Consider the following 17,068-nt stretch of genomic DNA (forward strand, 5'->3'; position numbering starts at 1 on the left):
CAGGGGTGCAGGCGACCGGATGAACGAGGTAGTGGCTGCACATTTGCAGAAAGCGTCGATTGTATAGCCGTTCCTTGCCGATGAAGACTGCCTCCACCGCCGTCTTCATATTGTCGTAGATGCCACGCGTGCAGGTGCCTCGGAAGAACGCAAAAGCCTTGTCGTGTGCGTCGAACACCATCTCCTGGCTCTCGCGCATATAGGCTCTCGCAAACATCATCCGGCTGTGGCAGAGCCGGACGTGGGCCACCTTGACCGTCGTCGTCACCCCTTGGATCAGGACAATCTCGTGGCTCCAGTCGAACTGATAGGCCTCACCGGGTGCGTAGTAGAGCGGCACGTAGGCCTCGGCCATGACAGCGCCCCTGTCCTTTGACCAGCCCTTCGCATAGCGCCGAATTGCGTCGTAGCCGCCGTCGTAACCGAGTGCCCGAAGCTCCTCGTAAATCCGGATCAGCGTCAACCGCTCCCGAGACGGCTTGCCTTCGTTGGCCGACAGAAAGTGTTCAATCTCGGCTTTCCAGGCTCCGGTCTTCGGCAACGGCTGGCGTTCTCGCTCGTAGGAAAAATCGGTCTCATCGGATCGCAAAATCTTGCGCACTGTGTTGCGGGACACATGCAGCTCCCGGACGATCTTCTTCACCGACCAGCCCTGCACATGGAAGGCTCGACGAACACGCGCAATCGTATCCACTCGCTTCAACTCCCCCTCCATCCGCCATCAAAAGACGGATGGTCAGACGAAACAGGAGGGGGGTCAAAATTGGACGCCGATCACCCTGCCAGAGGGGTCAATATTCCACGCCGAAACACAATCATGCGTGCACTGGGACCATGTGGTCTCCCCAGCCTGCCACGCCGCTCCACTGCGCAACCGATTTCCGTGCAGCTTCATCTTTCCGGTAGAGAACCTCGAATACCTTGTCGAAGACAGCCGTATGGCGGCCGCAGAACCAGGTGTCCGCCCGTGGTACGTCGATGCGCCCGTATCTTGAAACGTCGTCGACGACGTCGGTTCCGCAGAACGGTTGGTATGCGCAGTGAATGCAGTCTGGGTCGAAATTGTTGACCGATGAGGCGTTCAGGACATCAACCTTGGCTGTGTCGATCCCGGACGAAACATCTCCGATGCTAAGATCAATGCGCCCGATACGTGAAAGCATTCGGGCCTCGTCCGTCGGATACAGACGGCCGTCATGGTCAACGACTAAGTAGTCTGACGCAAAGAAATTGGGATTTCTGATATCGACGTGGTCATCAGTTCCGAGCCGAAGGACGCGCTTCAAGCATTGGCTAAAATAGTATTCTTCCATGAAGCTGCCCGTTTCCTGATTTCGGGCAATCAAGCGATCTATGAATTCGGAATGAAGGGCGTTCCAGCGCGTTAGAACATCATCGCCTTGCTTCAGCTTACGGGCAAAACCCTGATGATTGATGGGTCGCAGATAGACCGATCGGATGCCATAATGTTCGAAGTTGTTGAGCAATGCGTCGAAATCAGGTGGGTTGGCGACGTCGATGGTCGGCAGCGCAGAAATCTTGCCCGGTGCAAATCGACGAACGGCCTCGTCCAAATTCGAAAAAAAGGATTCGGTGCGTGCGGCATCGTGAGTTCGCTGTCTTTCGTGGGTTAACCGATCCCCGTCCAAAGACGTGCTGATGAAGGTATCGTCAGCCTCGAGAAACGCCCATTCTCGTGGCCCAAGGCTTTGGAGGTTCGTGCAGACAACGAATTGAGCCTGCTTGAACTTTGCGCGGCAGAACTCGCGGACTTGCTCCAGGAGGTCGACGCGCAGGAGCGGTTCCCCGCCTTGGAACTCGATCTTAATCTCGGATTCTTGAATCCTGCCGAGGAAAGCCAGCACGCTTTCAAGCACGTCGTCCGTCCAGTCGAAACCACGGGCATTCTCTGGAGCACGCGAAACCTGGCAGTAGCCGCACGCCAAATTGCAACGAAGCGTTGGCACCAAGATTACATATGACAGTTGCTGCTGCTTCGACTGACGCCGAGACCATCTGTACGCGAATGAAGTCCATGGCAGATCGAATTTAGATTCGAACGAATGTCCGCCCTCCTTCAGGAAGGCCTCGTCCGTTTCGCTCATAGTGCCAGTTACATAGCGATCGAGGAAACTTTCGTCGGATTTGAAAAATCCGCCTGCGTCATCGGCAAACAGGATTTCGCTGTCAGAGATTTCGCGGAACTTCAGCGGCCAGACAGTCATCACGCGGTGACGGCGGAGATGAGGTCTCGCCGCATAGATAGCGTTTCGGCGTAGATTTTTTCACGATAGACCGCATGAAGTAGGGTTCGACGAAAACTCTCTTCGTCGGCAATCGTACTGCCATACACTTTCACGCCGTTCTGATTTTGCGCAAACCGTAACGCCGGAAACAGGCACTGAACACGAAGCAGTGCCGCGGCAGTATACGTCTCAAACTGCGGCGGAATCTCCACCACAGCGACAGCATGCTCATCGCTCGTCATACAATTCATCCACCCTACCCCGTCGCGATATTGCAACGGAGCGACTAGACAATCAAGCATTGTTGCAACTCATTAAAAAACGAGAGCTTTGAGCTCTTTTGCAAAACAACCGCACGTGATGAATGAGGCTACCGTCGTCGCAGATTTGTTCAGAGCTACAAGGCATCGCGCATTGACGATGCGCGAATGGCACCGCATGTGAAGTGAAGGGAGCCAATATGTGGCAAATTCGACAATTCGAGGAAGCGGATATCGACAAGCTTTATGCGATCTCGTTGACAACTGGTCATCTCGGGAACGACGCTTCGCATCTTTACGCCGATCCCAACATGATGGGCCACTTATACGCGGGCGGCTATGCAACCCTTGAGCCCACGCTGGTTCTGCTGCTTACCGACGAAGACGGCGTGGCGGGGTTTGCTCTAGGTGCAGTGGATACGTTCGATTGGGAAGCTCGGCTCGAACAGGACTGGTGGCCAGCGCTTCGAAAACGCTATGCTGACCCTTCAGACACCCCGAAATCTGACTGGACGGCCGATGAGCGCCGGGCCCATATGATCCATCATCCTACGACTACACCCAGTGACGTCATCCGTACTTTTCCAGCTCATCTACATATGAATTTTCTAACACGCGCGCAGGGGCAAGGCCAAGGAAGACGGCTGCTTAACGCCTGGGTAGAGTTGGCTGCTGGTCGGGGTGTCCGTGCTATCCATGTCGGAGCAAACCGTAACAACCATAGAGCCATGTCGTTCTGGCAACGCTCTGAATTTGTTCCTGTATTTGATCTTGGGAGAACCGTCTGGATGGGCAGGCAGTTTTGAATGGCAAGACCATCAAAAGCAGCCTTGTCAGTTCGCCATAGCTACAAAGGCTAGACCGTATTCGTGGCCTTACCAAATCGCATTTGTCCGTTTTTGAAGGACAAGTCCGATTGATCGTGGGGCGAAGTAGCGTGATCGAGGGGTAGTATCGGGCGTTGCTGAGTACATCGACAATACTCTGAACCCTGCCTGTTCGCAGGCAATAACCAACTCCGACTCCCTGCGATATTCAAAAATATGGTCGATCTCGGCTGCGGTTAAAGCTGATGTGACGAAAGCTGGCGCACCCGGCTCAATGCTGTTGGCAAGCCCCGCAAGGAGTGCATTTGGCTGTTCAAGGTGCTCCAGCAAAAAGCATGAAATACCAGCTTGAGCAGGCGCATCGGGCTTCCACGTCAAAGCATCCGCCACGTGGTGAGTAATTTTATCGCCGTAACCAAGTGTCTTTGCCATATTCTTGCTGCGCTCGATCGTCGGCTCGGAGACATCGACAGCGGAGACAGACAGTGACGGCACGTTTTGAAGTGATAGCAAATGCCATATGCCGGAGCCCGCGCCGAGATCTACCAGACTACCGCCCGATACGTTCTTCAACAGCGGCACGAACTGTGACTCGAATAGCTTGTAGATTCGAAGATGATGGGTCCACACGAATGTCGTGGTGTAGACGCCCCAATGATAGAGTTGCATGAATTCGGGATCGCTGTAGGCCTTTGAAAACACTTCAGCGAAGCTGGAATTCTCGTACCGGCCAGACTTCTCATATTTTAGTTGGGAGCGATTCACGTCCAACACGAATTCGCAATAGCCATCAACCAGTTGTTCGGCCCACGTTTCCCCTAAAGCGATTTCCGCCCACTTCAACATTGGCTCAGCCAGTCTGTTGAACGTGTCGGGTTCTGCAAGACGCGTGCGGGCAAGTTCCTGAGAGAAAATCGGGGCTCGCTCAACGAGGCAAGACGAGAATTTATCGATGTAAGACGTGGTCATGCGTATCGCCCCAGCTTTTCACGGTTGGTTGCCTATAAGACAGCGGCATCGCGTGAACAAGCATTCCGATAATAAGAACCTTATGCGCCGCGCAGTTTGACACACTCTGACCGCCGGAATATTTCGAGCTCCCACTACCAGTTTTCTGTACCACGTGGTTAGAAGCCGTCATGAGCAACATAATGACCGACAAAGAAAATGCGGTACGCATTAACACTCAGCCGCTTGTTGATCTTTTAGTCGCCCTTCGCGACGAGGATGAGTCCGCAGCACTTGCGATCATCGGAAAAGTGGATCCGCGAACAGATGGCGAGATTTTCGCCTCTCTTATGCGGACGGCGATATTTCATTTCTCGAAAAACCCGCTTTTCTATCGCCGCCTAAAAAACATATGGACGAGAAACGGCAGACCGGACCTCAAGAAAACTAACACGAAAATTTCAGTCCAATTGGTGTCTGACGTAACGATTGACGGGCTTGCCGAACCCCTTGAGCTGTTCTTCGCAGCCTTCGGAATATCTGCGGCCGTCGCGGTTTCTGGATACGATTCAGTCTCGTTTGAAGCTTTTGCGGCTGACCGTAAAGCAGTAGATTTGACCGTCGTCCACCTTTCAGACCAGTGGTTGCGACGCTACATGCCGGTTCAACCGGCAACTGATGTGCAGGTAGCAGAGGCTCAGACCGAGCTTACAGAACTTGCCAACTCGATCAAGGCTCGCCGAATGGGCTCCGTCGCATTCACGTCCTTCTACCCGGGAGCTTGGCCGGGAGTTGGAAGCGTACTTCATGCGAAGAATCGAGTGTCAAGCAGGCGGGTCATTTCGCTTCTTAATGGGACGCTTGATGAACTCGCGAACGACGGCATTCTCATAATCGACACGGAACAGGCCATTCACATTGCAGGCGGCGCGACGTCCGTTGGGCATATTGCGGCAATGCGCATGAGATCTTCGTTTGAGGAAACAGGCCTTGTCGGACTGGCTAGAGAAACCGCCTCATCGATGGCGCATGTTTTCGGACGATCACATAGGGCGCTCCTTACCGACTGGGATAATACCCTTTGGGGAGGTGAAGTCGGCGAACTCGGCTTTGCAGCGATCGACGTTGGTCCAGAAACACCTGACGGCCTCGGGTATCAAATGTTGCAATCGTATATGCGTGACCTGACCTCAACGGGTGTTCTCCTCGCGGCCGTGAGCAGAAATGATCCAAGCATGGCTGAAGTCCTGGAAGAGAATATTCACCTGCCGTTGAAGCGCGCGGCATATTCCGTCCTCGAACTGTCCTGGGGTGACAAGAGCGCGTCTGTTGCAAAGGTTTCCGAACAGCTCAATTTCGGAACTGATTTGATGGTTTACATAGACGACAACCACGTCGATTTGGCGGAGGTAGTCTCCGTCTTTCCACAAATCGATGTTGTGTTGGCAGGACCCGAACCTGATCAGTCGCTTCGACGCCTATCGTTTGGACGATATTTCAATACAGCGAGACTCACAGATGCAGATTTCGCTCGGCCCGCTCAGGTCTCTGCCCTGCAAATGCAACGCAGTCAGCTGCAAGCCAGCGGATCGAAAGCGGATTTCATCGCTTCTCTTGAAATTGATGTAACAGTCTCGGATTTGAACGACAAAAATCGGGAACGTGTCGCCCAACTGTTGCAGAAGACAAACCAATTCAACCTGACAACAAAACGCCATATGGATGACGACCTTACGCGCCTGCGTGCGAATGGCGCAAAATTCGGCGTCTTTAACTATGCCGACCGCTTCGGCCCCCAAGGCATCATTGGTCTCATGATCCTGACACCCGCCGATAGTGGGCTGGAAATAGACACTTGGCTCATGAGTTGCAGGGTACTCAATCGCGAAGTTGAGCGTTCGATGCTTGATTGGGCGAGAAACATTGCAGGACAGTCCAATCTAGTTGGTTCGTTCATCCCAACAGAAAAAAATGGGCTGGTTTCGAAGCTATATCCGTCTATGGGTTTTGAAGAATACGAAAGCGGCCGGTATATGTTGCGGCCTCGAACAGAAAATCCGTCCTGAGAGAGATCAATGTCTGCCGATCTGAACGAAGCCAACAAAGCAAAATTGACCGGAATTTTCCGGGATTTGTTCAACGATGATAGCATCGTCCTCAGGGATGACACGACAGCCGCCGACATCCCGACTTGGGACTCTTTCAATCACATCAACCTAATGATGATGGTCGAGAGCGAATTCAAAGTCAGGTTTAAGACGTCAGAAATTACTCACCTCAAAAACGTCGGTGAGCTGATGAACCTGATTGCGAACAAGACCGCATAACCTCAACCAAATGGCCGTCTTTTCTGAACCCGCCTTCATTGCAATGGTGGTAGCTGCTTATATTTTCGGGCAATTGAGAACGCGGCTTTCGCGGACGACTTTCTTTGGCGTTTTGAATTCCGTCGCATTGATCTTGCTTTTCGGTTGGAAAGCGTTCGGCATCCTTGCGTTCATCTGCATCATCTATTGGTGCGCCCTTCGCGCGGCGCAGCTCGTCCCACCAGAGAACGTGACTGCGCGCCGGGCGCTTCCGTTCGTTTTGTTCGGCGGTATCGCGGCATTTTTTGTGCTGCATAAAATGGTGCTCGAGCCGGGGAATGATTTTGCCAACCTATTTCCCTTTCACTTTTTTTCCGACCTTTCTGGCTTATGGCCTGTCCTTCCTGGCCTGCAGATTCTGCAGCTCCTCGCTCTGTCGTATGTTTGCCTTCGACTTGTCGATATGACCCGCGCAGTATTGGCGGGCGAGCGCCTGACCAACCCTCTTGGGATGTCGGCCTACCTTGCACCGTTTTTCATGTCGCCTTCGGGTCCAATCAATGATTACGAAGAACATCTATCGATGGATGATGGTCCGGCACCGGAGCCAACCGCCGCCCATTTCGTAGACTCTGTTTTCACAATAGTTCTTGGCTACTTCCTGAAGTTTGTCATCGCGCAATCGTACAGCATCTTTTTTATCGGTTTGCACGGGAGCTGGCCAACCGCGACATTCATCGACACGTTGGTTTTTCTGACTTACGTACTAATCGAATTCGCTGGATATTCCCTGATAACATTGGGCATCGGTCGGCTTTTGGGCGTCCCAACCCCCATAAACTTCAATCACCCTTATCTTTCCACATCATTCACGGAGTTCTGGACCCGCTGGCATATGTCTCTAGGTGCCTTCGTACGACGAAACATCTACTTCCCAGTGCGCATTGGATTGACGCGTGCGATGAAACCGACACGCGATCAGAAAGCAAAAATTCACTTAATAAACTTTGTCGCATTACTTTTGCCCTTTGCGTTCGTAGGGGTTTGGCACCGGTTCACTTGGGAGTTTCTATATTGGGGCCTCGCTGTCGGCATTGTGGTAGGGATTGAAACGATCATCCGCGACCAGTTCAGACCACACACTCGGATAAAAGCGCCGTCGTGGCTGACCAAGCCGTTGGCAATGGTCTACACGATCTCATTGGTTGTCCTTACCCTTCGAATTGCACTGGTGGACTTTGCGGGATGAAACCGGACTTGACCTGGAGACAATACGGAAAAATCGTCTTGGCATTGCTCATGCTCGTCGCGATTTCTTTCATGGTCTCCGGCGTACCTGAACGATACGTCTACGGGGGATTCTAGCCTTGATACATGGCTGGGCAAATTCCCTAAAAGCTCTACGCTTGGCGTTGGTCGGGATAATCGCGGTTATCGTGTTCTCGCTAACGCTTGGCCAATTTGGTTTTGCGACGCTTTACGCCTCCAACTACCAGTTTCTGCCGGGTCATTGGTTTGCACGCCATCTCAACATAGCAAAGCAAGAACCTAGCAAGACATGCATACTCATCGGTGCTTCTGTCGTACGCGAAGGCTTCGACAATTCAGTTTTGGCGAAGACCGTTCCAGGCATCCGATTTGTGAATCTTGCAACTACGGCAGGCTATGTCGTTGCCGACACGATTGAGGTGCAAGCAGCGATACTATCGCAATACCCTGAGAGATATGAGTGCGTCATACTCGGATTGAATAGTTTTTACATAAATCGGCTGGCAGACGGCGCGTATGATATTCTGCCGACAGATTACGTCAGCCAGATGCGTCCGCAGACATTGCTTTCCCTGACTGGTTTCGCAGAGTTTCACCCATCTGTCGCTGAGCTTGCTTACAAATTCGGCATGCCATTCGCGAAACATAGTTTGATGGCGCAACGTGCGCTACGCGAGCGGCTTTTTCGAGTGCATCAGCTTTTGATTAACTCCGAGACTCCTGTGAGAACATTCGAGTTGTTCCCAGGCGAGTTCTCGCCAGCTATTCAGTACAGATACGACAGGCCCTCAATTTACGCAGAGGCCCGGAAAAAGGCCGAGCAGCTATTACCAAAGAACGGGATGGAGCAAGCTAACTCCTATCGAGACCCTCTGGCTCAAGCGACGCTTAAACGAGCAGTCACTTTGTTAAGCGATTTGACGGACAAGTTGATACTCGTTGAGATGCCGCTGACGTCGGTTTATCAAAAGGCGGAGACGCTGGCGCGGCCGAACTTCTACGAGACTCTCAGAGACGTGCCAATGGAACTGTTTTTGAGATGCTCTTTCAGTCCATCTGTCGAAGCTGCGTGGTTCTATGACAGCTCGCACCTTGCCGCGAACGGCAGGCGACTGTTGTCACAGAGCGTCGGGGAGATTTTGAGTGGTGAGAAGAGCACTGAGTTGTGCCAAACAGTAGACTTAGCGTCGGGCGCATCAAGTTGATGCTGCCGCTTGTGAGCTGAGGCTATTTCTTGCTAAATCTTCCGCGAAGGAGCTCGCTTATGTCACAAGATAACCGATCGGTAGATGAAACGGTTGCCGAACTGGCTGTGAAAACTGAACGGCCAGAAATTACCTTTATCGCCGACCTGGATTGCAATAGCTGCGGTCGATCTTTCACGATATATTCGGCAGCGGAAGCAAAGGTAGGCCTATGCGAAACTTGCATCGATAAGTAAAGGCGACGAATCTCTGGACTCCCACCCCCTCATTGCCGCAATAGCGCAGGAGGCTTCCGCGTGAATTGCCAAGCAATCGATCAAGAGACATTCTGAAAGGGTGTTTTCATCTCAGTGGAATGCCATGTCACCAGTGCCTCGGCACATCTGGCCTTCTAATCGATATCCTCACGATCGAGAGGGCCGCCTTGCCTGAAGAAATCTCCGGCGGATTTGTCCGTGTCTGGTCCTGCGGAACTCAGAATGTACCTGCGCTGCCGAAATATCAATATTTGAGGCCCTTCACGGTCCGCCGCCTCGCATAATTGCGACACTTCCTCGTCATCGCGCTGGTACAGCCACTCCCGACCGTTTCTCCGCATCGCGCTCAAGGCCAGACACCGCAAAAGTCAGTTTTGCGAAAGGTTGATCGGAGTACGTTTCGAGAAGATTTGGGTCGAAAGAGAAGCGGCGCGCGATTGGAGTTTCTGTTAGACACAAATGTCATCTCCGAGCTCGCCCTCCGATATCCGGATGAGCGCGTCGTCCAATGGATATCTGCCCACTCCAAAACGCTAGTGCTTTCGTATGCCGCCGTCGCAGAGTCAGCGCGCGGCGCGGAATTATTACGCATAAAGGACCCCACGCGAGCGGATGCTTTCGACAGATTTCTCCAAGGCATGTTGCAGACCCCGCTGTTGTGGCTTCCCTTGACGCCTGCCGTCGCAGTTACCCACGGTAAGATGATGGGCACACCGTCACTCAACAATATATGGACGAGTGGCCCTGCGGGCACAAAACCACGAGCCAAGCTGGATCTACTTGTCGCTGCACAGGCGATTGAAGCTCGATTGCCCGTCGCTACTTTAAATCGAAAAGATTTTCTCGCCATTGACGAACATTTCAAATTGCCAGGAATTTACGATCCAAAAGAGGATACATGGATTCGGAGTCCTTGGGAGCCCACACGGGCGTGCTTTTAAAAAGCTTTTGTCGACGCCCAGGGCGTTCCAAATGTCTCCACGGCATAATCTTAGCAAGGCCAACAGCATGCTGCACATGATTTACATCGCAGGCGCATTGATGCGGCGGTTGTGCACTGCAGCAAGTGTCGTGGCGATCAACTGCGACACCTCACGCCAAAATACAGGTGCAGGTGAGCTGACTTTCGGGGCTGCTGTTATGTCAAACAGCATTGGAACAGCGCTTTGTCTCCAATGCCACGCTGGTAAGATTGATCGCTAGAAAGCGAGCCACCGAAGTTTTATGTTGACGTCAGGAATTTTGTTCCTTATTTGTTCCAACATCATGAAAACAGCCTTCGCACACCTCATACGATGATCCAGTCCCGCCGTTCCTAACGGCGTTCGAACTTGGTTGTGTATGCGTGTGGAGGGTCTAGTGACCGCCCTTATCAAAACTGAAACTGACTGCATCACTGTTTTACGAAATGACGCTGCGAAGCAGTCATTCCACCCCTTGGGCACTATGCGATGCATTGGCGCGCCACTATTTCGAACCGCCCTCGCCCGTGATTTAGGCTGCTTGCTCGACGTTGATCCGAACGTCAATTCGTGGTCATGCCTTCCGCTGACGCTGTCTGAAGGCGACATCCTCCACATTCCCGATTTCATCGTCGAGCGTACGGACCGAACCGTTGTGGCTGATGCGCACGGCGGTTCCGACGGCGAGATGCCGACACTTATCCTGGACCTTTGCCGACAGGCTGGCTTTGAGCATGAAGTCTGGTCGGAGTCGCAGATCAGGTCAGGCGTGCGACTTGCGAACGCGCAAGAACTCCTGAGATATGCAAGGTGGCGGACGCCGCTTGGTGATCGAGTTCGCCTTCTGGCCGCTCTCGATGAAAATGGCACCATGACCATAGCTGAGTGTCTACCAGCGTTCCGTGAGACGCCGCCGATAGCGGGGCTCGCGTCCTTGATACTGCATCGCTTCGTCGAGATCGACCTCGATGAGGCAAGGATCGGTCCCGAGACCTCCGTTCGTCGCACCCGCGGCTGATAACCCCGACAACGAGTGACGACCGGATTGCCTAAGGCAACCCGACGGCCGTGCTGTGGAAGATTCACAATGAGCAAACTAAGAAAAATCAAACAAGAGATCACAAAGTCGGTTGCTGCATTCCTGGCATATTGCGGAACTCTGCGAGCCTGCCTTCGACAGCCTGGCTTCATGAACGGACTGCCTGCAGTCGTCGGCCTCGTCATTCCCGAAAACAGCAACCTGGATATCTACCGCTCGGCTGCAAAGATCGTTTCAATCCGCGACGACGGCGGCGATCGCCTCTTTTTCCAGTACGAAAGCACTGCCGTGTTCGCAAGAGATAGCGATGATTCCAAAATGGTCAGTCGCAACAGCAACATTTCAGATGCGATCCGAGAAAAGCCGAGAGTAGTAGTCGTCGTGGACAGCAGAGATTCGTTGCCCAAGGACTTCGAGTTTTCAGCCGATAACATCATCCAAATCCAGCCTTATGAAGCCCGCCACATCATGGCGGCCTGCCGCTTCTGTCTCGGTCAGCGAGCAACGCTGGAACAGGCGGAGTTCATCGTTTCGGTCCCATTGGACATCATCGCAGCCACAATGCGGAAGGGACGTCCGATTTCAGTCTCGATCGAGCGCATGAAACTGGCGATGCGTGCGAAAGACCAACCCGAGCAAAAAGTCTCCGAACCAACGCTAAACGATTTGCACGGGTTCGGAGAAGCTGGGGCATGGGGGAACGAACTCGCAAAAGATTTGGCAGATTGGAAATCTGGCAAGATCCCCTGGCACGCGGTCGATCGCGGTGTTCTTCTTAGCGGTCCGCCTGGCACTGGAAAAACCACATTTGCAGGAGCACTTGCGCGAACTAGCAATGCACATCTTGTCTTGGGTTCACTTGGCCGCTGGCAGGCCAAAGGGCATCTGGGCGATTTGCTGAAGGCGATGCGAAGGGCTTTCAACGAGGCGAAAAACAACGCTCCGAGCATTATTTTCCTCGATGAGATCGACGCTTTCGGAGATCGCGAAAAATTCAATGACGACAATGCGCAGTACCACACGGAAGTCGTCTCTGCGCTGTTGGAATGCATCGATGGTGCCGAAGGCCGAGAAGGTGTGGTGGTGGTTGGCGCTTGCAACTACCCAGCAAGGATTGATGCCGCGATCACGCGACCAGGCCGTCTCGACAGGCATATCCAGATTCCCCTGCCCGACCTTCCGGCACGACTTGGCATTTTTCGGTGGCATCTGCAGACAGAGTTGGCCGATATCGATCTTGCCAATGTCTGCATCCGGTCCGAAGGTTGGTCGGGCGCGGCAATTGAAAAACTGGTCCGCGACGCACGGCGAAAGGCACGTCGTGCCAGTCGTCCATTGAGTGTCGACGACCTGTTGTCTGAGTTCCCCGCCAAAATCGCTGTTCCAGAAGCGGTACGTCGAAGGGCGGCGATCCACGAAGCTGGGCATGCAGTCGTTGGACTGGCGCTCGGTCTAGGTGAACTTGAACGCATCTCGATCGTCGATGAAGTCGATCCATCTGTAAGTGTGCAAACCGGTGGTGGCGCAAAGTTCGAAGCCGAAGAAATTCAGGAGCACACTTCCTCACAATACCTGCAACACATCGCAGTCTGTTTGGCAGGTTTGGCTGCTGAGGAGGCTATCCTTGGCTCGCGTTCCGCTGGAGGCGGTGGGCGCGCTGGATCAGACCTCCACACCGCAACGATCTTCGCCCTCATGATGGAGGCGACCTACGGGATGGGAGATCAGCTCGTTTATTTGTCGAGCGCCCAAGAGGCCGACTTGCTCGCAACTCTCCACATCGACAGGGAATTGAAAGCGCGCGTGAGCCTCATCCTGTCCACGGAATTCCAGCGCGCCAAACAGTTTATCGAAGAGCAAAGGCAAGACGTCGAAAGGCTGGCCGATGCCTTGTTGATGCGCGGCGAACTCACAAAAAAGGAGGTCGATGCTCTGATCTCAGAGCGCCGTTCTATACGTGCGTAATCAGAAGTGGACGTGAAAATGGCACATGAAATTGGAAACCGGCATGCCGATTTCCGTGCGACCAGTCAGCCAGATTTCTGGCGACCAGTGATTGCAAACATTCAACCTATCGAGGCAACTTCATGATTATGTTTTCAGAAACTATGACACCAGAACTGCGGTACGACCTGCGTTCTGAAATCGAAAAATACGAACAACTCGTGTCGGATCTTAAGGCTTTCGCTCAAGAGCCGTTCAAGCCCAAGGAATATTTTCTTGGGATCGAGGCAAATGCCCCAACACTCGATAACTGGAAACTGACGGTTAGGTCCGCTGCCTGTTTGGTAGGCGACGTGGCTGAACATCCGATTTTGGGTGGGGGAAAAATCGTTACATCCATTGTACACTTGATCTCGGGCGACTTGGGTTACGCTCGTACAGCATCGCGCTGGTATCGCCTTCCCAGACGCGAAGAGGTCGATCCTGACTTAACCAACTGAGTTCTCGCCTGTTGAAAGAGGCTCAGCTAACCCTAGTTATGTGGGCTAGCTGAGCCTAGTCGTCGAGGACCTAAGTGCCGCTTTTGAACAACCCGGACAAGAGCACTTGTTTTTGTCCTAAACATCCTGCTCGCAACGCGGCGCGAAGGTTGATTGGCAGCTTCCGACCTCATCTTAGACGCTCAACGGCAGGTTGCGGATTCTCGAAAGCTGCAGTTCGCGCAGTGACTTGATCTGCTGCTGCGTATGTAGAGAAGTCATTTGGACCCGGGGAGTTTGATATCTGCTATGTCCGAGAAGGCCTGGAGGACGGGCTCAAATCCTGAAAAGTCGATTGTATCGCGTTGGTCTCGGACAATTTTAGTAGCAAAGCGCTCCTTGCTCATTTTCCCCTTCGCAGGCGGATGGCCACGCTTTTGATTTAAGTCAACAGTCAACCCTTTCCAGCTCTTGGCTTTGGTGGCACTGTCGAAAAGATCCTCAACAACTCGCTCGCCCGTGCCGACTTTTCCCGGCACGGCCACTACAAACAAGTTTCGCTCGATGTGATAGAATGGCCGCGATCCATCAATTGCCGTTTTGGAACTGGTTTTCTCCTTGATGTAGCTCCAAATTCCATTTGTCGCTTTGTCATTATCTACAAACACGATCACGGGCATTAGCTGCCCGCCAGCATGAAATGGATGCACGATCTTCCCGTACTCTTTAACGAAGTGCTGCACATCGCCAGCTCCCCCCGACAATTTAGTCGCCGCGGTATGGTGACGGCTTTGCCCGAAGAAGCGAATATCCGAGGCATATTTTCCGCCTGAGAGCCCTCCAAGTTTCGGATACTTTTGGTGGAGAACGCGAATTGCGGCCTTCAGGTATATAACGTCTGTTTTCCCCTCACAGACAATTGTTGGAAGAGTGTTTGCATGAAAATTGCAGTAATTTATGTAGGCAGCGTAGTCCCGATAGAACTTCGGAATGGGATCTCCGGCCTTTTCTATCTCCCGAGCGGACTTGAAGCTGTGAAGTGAAGCCTTGGTCTGGAATTGATGGCTGAGTCGGCCGCCAAGTTGTTCCAAAGACATAGGTGTCTTCAAACCTGAATGGGGATCGTTGTGAAAGCAACGGCCTTTTTTAACTAGCGAATGAACAAGGACTCGATTGCTCGCCTCGACCTCAGAGCGGATATTCACAAACTTGTTGACGATCAACCCAGTGACCTCTTGCCGCGATGTTCGTGTCTGCATCCGGGTCTTCTGATCGTTCAGAGAGAATCCTTGCCTCCATATCCGGCCTCTCAGTTCATGCCCGGCGGCCCACTTCCCGGTGGCGTGATTTTCGACCGCAAGAGCCGAAGGAAACTCCGAGAGGTTGGTCGAGAATGTGAGGTCATCGACGTACCTTGAGTAGGTACAGCCATAGCTCGCCGCCATTCTTGAGAGATGAACGTCCATGACACGGGCCATCAAGTCTGACACGATAGGAGATGTCGGCGCTCCTTGGGGCAGCTCATTGCGGTGACAGACGACTTGGGCAACGACAGTAGCAACTGCTTCCGGGAGCTGAAATTCCCTGTTTTTCAGAAAAAACCCACGGACGCGCCCGAAATTTAGAGACGGAAAAAACCCTTCGAGGTCAACGTTCAGCACATATCGTCGGTTAGTGTGCTTTCGCGCATTTGTATAGATTGATAGCCCCCGCTTTCTCTGAAACCCATGTGAAAGAACTTTATTGACCTGCTGTTCTACCGGCACGATCTCTCGTTGGCACGCATATAGCAGATCGGCCAGTCGTGATTGAACGAACTTGAGCCGCCTATCGGGGGAAGATATTTGCCTAGTCCCGCCGGACTTTTTCGGGATAGCAAATTGGGTGTACTTGAGGTGCGCTGGGATCTTGTAAAGAACGTAGCTGAGCCCCTTGGGGGACACGCGCAATAAATGTGCAAGATCTGACAAGGTTTGGCATGCACGAAGTGTTTTTAAGCTCATGGTGATCGCTTGCGGGTACTCGTATGCGTGTCACGGGATTTCCCGTGTATTAACGAAATGGTAGTCCGGAAGGAGCAATCAGGCCGGACATTGTCAGCAACCGTCACGATGCGCGACGACAGGATCTACCCGCAAGCGTGTGTCGGTGATAGCAACCCCCGAGCTTATTCACAAGCTTCCGTCTGGTAATAACTCGTCGGTTCTAGTATTTGTACGGTTTTTTCTTCCTTTATCCCCTACTTCGCGCCGCCGTGACTCGTTTGCTTTCAGCTCACTGGGTGCTGTGGTTCGTCAAAACTGTGGAGCAATCATACCGCAGCGCAAAATCCACCAAATGTCTACCATTAGGGCTGATCTGAGCAGTTATCCCTAGCCCGATATGAGGGCGACTTAAAGTTGGCGTGTGCTGACCAAGCGAACGGCCGCATCCAACGTTTTCCATTCCAAAAGCCGCCAGTCCGCTTTCCACCAATTCCTGAAAGCATCTAATGCGCAAAAATAGCCCGCCAACCCCTCTCGGAGCCGCGGGCCCGTTCTATTTTATGTGATGCTACTTAGTCGGTGGCACGAGACCCGGATTCCGAAGCCTCACGCCAACGTGCCGGGTCTCACTTCCCAGCGTAAATTGATGGTTCGATGTGACCTCAGCCAATGCTGATTTTATGGAACGATCCAACTTCCCCACGGTTGTCATGGCTCAAAGACGGAGACAGACTATGGATCACACCAAGCACATTCGCCTCACCAGTAACGATCTGACCGAAGCCGTCCTAAAGGACGCCACAGTTTACGGCGCAGACGAAGAAAAGGTTGGGAGCGTTTCACATCTGCACGGCAGCGGACCAAGCGCTGAAGCAATAATTGACGTTGGCGGCTTTCTCGGGATCGGAGCAAAACCGGTTGCTGTACCCGTCGCGGATTTGGATTTCATGCGTGATGAAGACGGTGAAGTACACGCCGTGACGAATTGGACAAAGGATCAGCTTAAAGAAATGCCGGAGCATGAGCATTAACTGAGCGCGTCTTAGAGGGCGGCTGGACTGGCTGCCCCCATTAGAGAGCGCTACCCGCACCAGCTTTCTTTCCGCCCCCGCCAGACGTGCGCTAGCCCTTCATTAATGAGCTGATTTCCAACGTCGATACCGTTTACTCGAACATTGGCGAGAGTTCTGCCATACCGGTCTTTACCATTTCGGTCGATCGTAAAAGCTGCGCTACCAAGCATCGAGCGAAGACGATCGCGTGAACGAATCGCTAAATTGCTCTCCTGTTGGCATGACGTATTGACGACATGAATCGAGCTACACCAGATTCATGACCCAC

The 17,068-nt window shown here is 52.9% G+C and carries 16 protein-coding genes; 10 read left to right on the forward strand and 6 right to left on the reverse strand.

Features of this window, described 5'->3' with window-relative positions; all coding sequences use genetic code 11:
- The 3 genes from istA to ABFT80_RS23785 form a co-directional block, all read right to left on the reverse strand.
- The coding region (istA, locus tag ABFT80_RS23775; protein WP_347974432.1) for an IS21 family transposase at positions 1-703 on the reverse strand (703 nt) is incomplete at its 3' end.
- Positions 704-815: 112 nt separating this feature from the next.
- A complete protein-coding gene (gene hxsB, locus ABFT80_RS23780) occupies positions 816-2,225 on the reverse strand; it encodes a His-Xaa-Ser system radical SAM maturase HxsB (RefSeq protein WP_347974433.1) in 1,410 nt (469 codons plus the stop codon).
- The gene (locus tag ABFT80_RS23785; protein ID WP_347974434.1) at positions 2,225-2,488 is read right to left on the reverse strand and encodes a hypothetical protein; all 264 of its coding nucleotides are present in this window, start codon (positions 2,486-2,488) and stop codon (positions 2,225-2,227) included. Before ABFT80_RS23785 ends, hxsB begins: the two co-directional genes overlap by 1 nt.
- A 218-nt stretch (positions 2,489-2,706) precedes the next feature.
- Here ABFT80_RS23785 and ABFT80_RS23790 point away from each other — a divergent pair, with 218 nt between their 5' ends.
- On the forward strand, positions 2,707-3,312 hold the full coding sequence (locus ABFT80_RS23790) for a GNAT family N-acetyltransferase (protein WP_347974435.1): 606 nt from the start codon (positions 2,707-2,709) through the stop codon (positions 3,310-3,312).
- Positions 3,313-3,381: 69 nt separating this feature from the next.
- Here the strand turns inward: ABFT80_RS23790 and ABFT80_RS23795 are convergent, their stop codons facing one another.
- Positions 3,382-4,302 carry a class I SAM-dependent methyltransferase gene (locus ABFT80_RS23795; RefSeq protein ID WP_347974436.1) on the reverse strand — a complete coding sequence of 307 codons (921 nt, stop codon included), beginning with the start codon at positions 4,300-4,302 and terminating at the stop codon, positions 3,382-3,384.
- A gap of 182 nt (positions 4,303-4,484) precedes the next feature.
- Between ABFT80_RS23795 and ABFT80_RS23800 the strand changes: the two genes are divergently transcribed.
- The 8 genes from ABFT80_RS23800 (at position 4,485) to ABFT80_RS23830 (ending at position 13,763) form a co-directional block, all read left to right on the forward strand.
- Positions 4,485-6,347, forward strand: a complete 1,863-nt coding sequence (locus tag ABFT80_RS23800; protein WP_347974437.1) for an HAD-IIIC family phosphatase — start codon at positions 4,485-4,487, stop codon at positions 6,345-6,347.
- A gap of 9 nt (positions 6,348-6,356) precedes the next feature.
- A complete protein-coding gene (locus tag ABFT80_RS23805; protein WP_347974438.1) occupies positions 6,357-6,608 on the forward strand; it encodes an acyl carrier protein in 252 nt (83 codons plus the stop codon).
- A gap of 10 nt (positions 6,609-6,618) precedes the next feature.
- Positions 6,619-7,836 carry an MBOAT family O-acyltransferase gene (locus tag ABFT80_RS23810; RefSeq protein ID WP_347974439.1) on the forward strand — a complete coding sequence of 406 codons (1,218 nt, stop codon included), beginning with the start codon at positions 6,619-6,621 and terminating at the stop codon, positions 7,834-7,836.
- Between the two features lie 118 nt (positions 7,837-7,954).
- Positions 7,955-9,061 carry a hypothetical protein gene (locus tag ABFT80_RS23815; RefSeq protein WP_347974440.1) on the forward strand — a complete coding sequence of 369 codons (1,107 nt, stop codon included), beginning with the start codon at positions 7,955-7,957 and terminating at the stop codon, positions 9,059-9,061.
- Positions 9,062-9,755: 694 nt separating this feature from the next.
- Positions 9,756-10,259, forward strand: coding sequence for a PIN domain-containing protein (locus tag ABFT80_RS28160; RefSeq protein WP_455189998.1), 504 nt, complete (start codon positions 9,756-9,758; stop codon positions 10,257-10,259).
- A gap of 418 nt (positions 10,260-10,677) precedes the next feature.
- Positions 10,678-11,298, forward strand: coding sequence for a hypothetical protein (locus ABFT80_RS23820; RefSeq protein ID WP_347974441.1), 621 nt, complete (start codon positions 10,678-10,680; stop codon positions 11,296-11,298).
- Positions 11,299-11,367: 69 nt separating this feature from the next.
- Positions 11,368-13,284 carry an AAA family ATPase gene (locus ABFT80_RS23825; RefSeq protein ID WP_347974442.1) on the forward strand — a complete coding sequence of 639 codons (1,917 nt, stop codon included), beginning with the start codon at positions 11,368-11,370 and terminating at the stop codon, positions 13,282-13,284.
- A gap of 122 nt (positions 13,285-13,406) precedes the next feature.
- Positions 13,407-13,763, forward strand: a complete 357-nt coding sequence (locus tag ABFT80_RS23830; RefSeq protein WP_347974443.1) for a DUF6634 family protein — start codon at positions 13,407-13,409, stop codon at positions 13,761-13,763.
- Between the two features lie 257 nt (positions 13,764-14,020).
- On the opposite strand, the gene ABFT80_RS23835 is transcribed toward ABFT80_RS23830, so the two are convergent.
- A complete protein-coding gene (locus ABFT80_RS23835) occupies positions 14,021-15,745 on the reverse strand; it encodes a retron Ec67 family RNA-directed DNA polymerase/endonuclease (protein WP_347974444.1) in 1,725 nt (574 codons plus the stop codon).
- A 716-nt stretch (positions 15,746-16,461) separates the two neighbouring features.
- Here ABFT80_RS23835 and ABFT80_RS23840 point away from each other — a divergent pair.
- The gene (locus ABFT80_RS23840) at positions 16,462-16,758 is read left to right on the forward strand and encodes a PRC-barrel domain-containing protein (RefSeq protein ID WP_347974445.1); all 297 of its coding nucleotides are present in this window, start codon (positions 16,462-16,464) and stop codon (positions 16,756-16,758) included.
- Positions 16,759-16,808: 50 nt separating this feature from the next.
- On the opposite strand, the gene ABFT80_RS23845 is transcribed toward ABFT80_RS23840, so the two are convergent.
- Entirely contained in the window at positions 16,809-17,057 is a 249-nt protein-coding gene (locus tag ABFT80_RS23845; protein ID WP_347974587.1) for a thermonuclease family protein, read from the reverse strand.
- Positions 17,058-17,068 lie beyond the last annotated feature (11 nt).

The sequence above is a fragment of the Foliimonas ilicis genome, assembly GCF_039939195.1.
Classification (GTDB): domain Bacteria; phylum Pseudomonadota; class Alphaproteobacteria; order Rhizobiales; family Rhizobiaceae; genus Foliimonas; species Foliimonas ilicis.

Coding starts and splice junctions, on each gene's coding strand:
- ABFT80_RS23830 (WP_347974443.1), top strand. CDS start 13,407: ATGATTATGTTTTCAGAAACTATGACACCAGAACTGCGGTACGACCTG.
- ABFT80_RS23805 (WP_347974438.1), top strand. CDS start 6,357: ATGTCTGCCGATCTGAACGAAGCCAACAAAGCAAAATTGACCGGAATT.
- ABFT80_RS23840 (WP_347974445.1), top strand. CDS start 16,462: ATGGATCACACCAAGCACATTCGCCTCACCAGTAACGATCTGACCGAA.
- ABFT80_RS23790 (WP_347974435.1), top strand. CDS start 2,707: ATGTGGCAAATTCGACAATTCGAGGAAGCGGATATCGACAAGCTTTAT.
- hxsB (WP_347974433.1), bottom strand. CDS start 2,225: ATGACTGTCTGGCCGCTGAAGTTCCGCGAAATCTCTGACAGCGAAATC.
- ABFT80_RS23835 (WP_347974444.1), bottom strand. CDS start 15,745: ATGAGCTTAAAAACACTTCGTGCATGCCAAACCTTGTCAGATCTTGCA.
- ABFT80_RS23810 (WP_347974439.1), top strand. CDS start 6,619: ATGGCCGTCTTTTCTGAACCCGCCTTCATTGCAATGGTGGTAGCTGCT.
- ABFT80_RS23825 (WP_347974442.1), top strand. CDS start 11,368: ATGAGCAAACTAAGAAAAATCAAACAAGAGATCACAAAGTCGGTTGCT.
- ABFT80_RS23795 (WP_347974436.1), bottom strand. CDS start 4,302: ATGACCACGTCTTACATCGATAAATTCTCGTCTTGCCTCGTTGAGCGA.
- ABFT80_RS23785 (WP_347974434.1), bottom strand. CDS start 2,488: ATGACGAGCGATGAGCATGCTGTCGCTGTGGTGGAGATTCCGCCGCAG.
- ABFT80_RS23800 (WP_347974437.1), top strand. CDS start 4,485: ATGACCGACAAAGAAAATGCGGTACGCATTAACACTCAGCCGCTTGTT.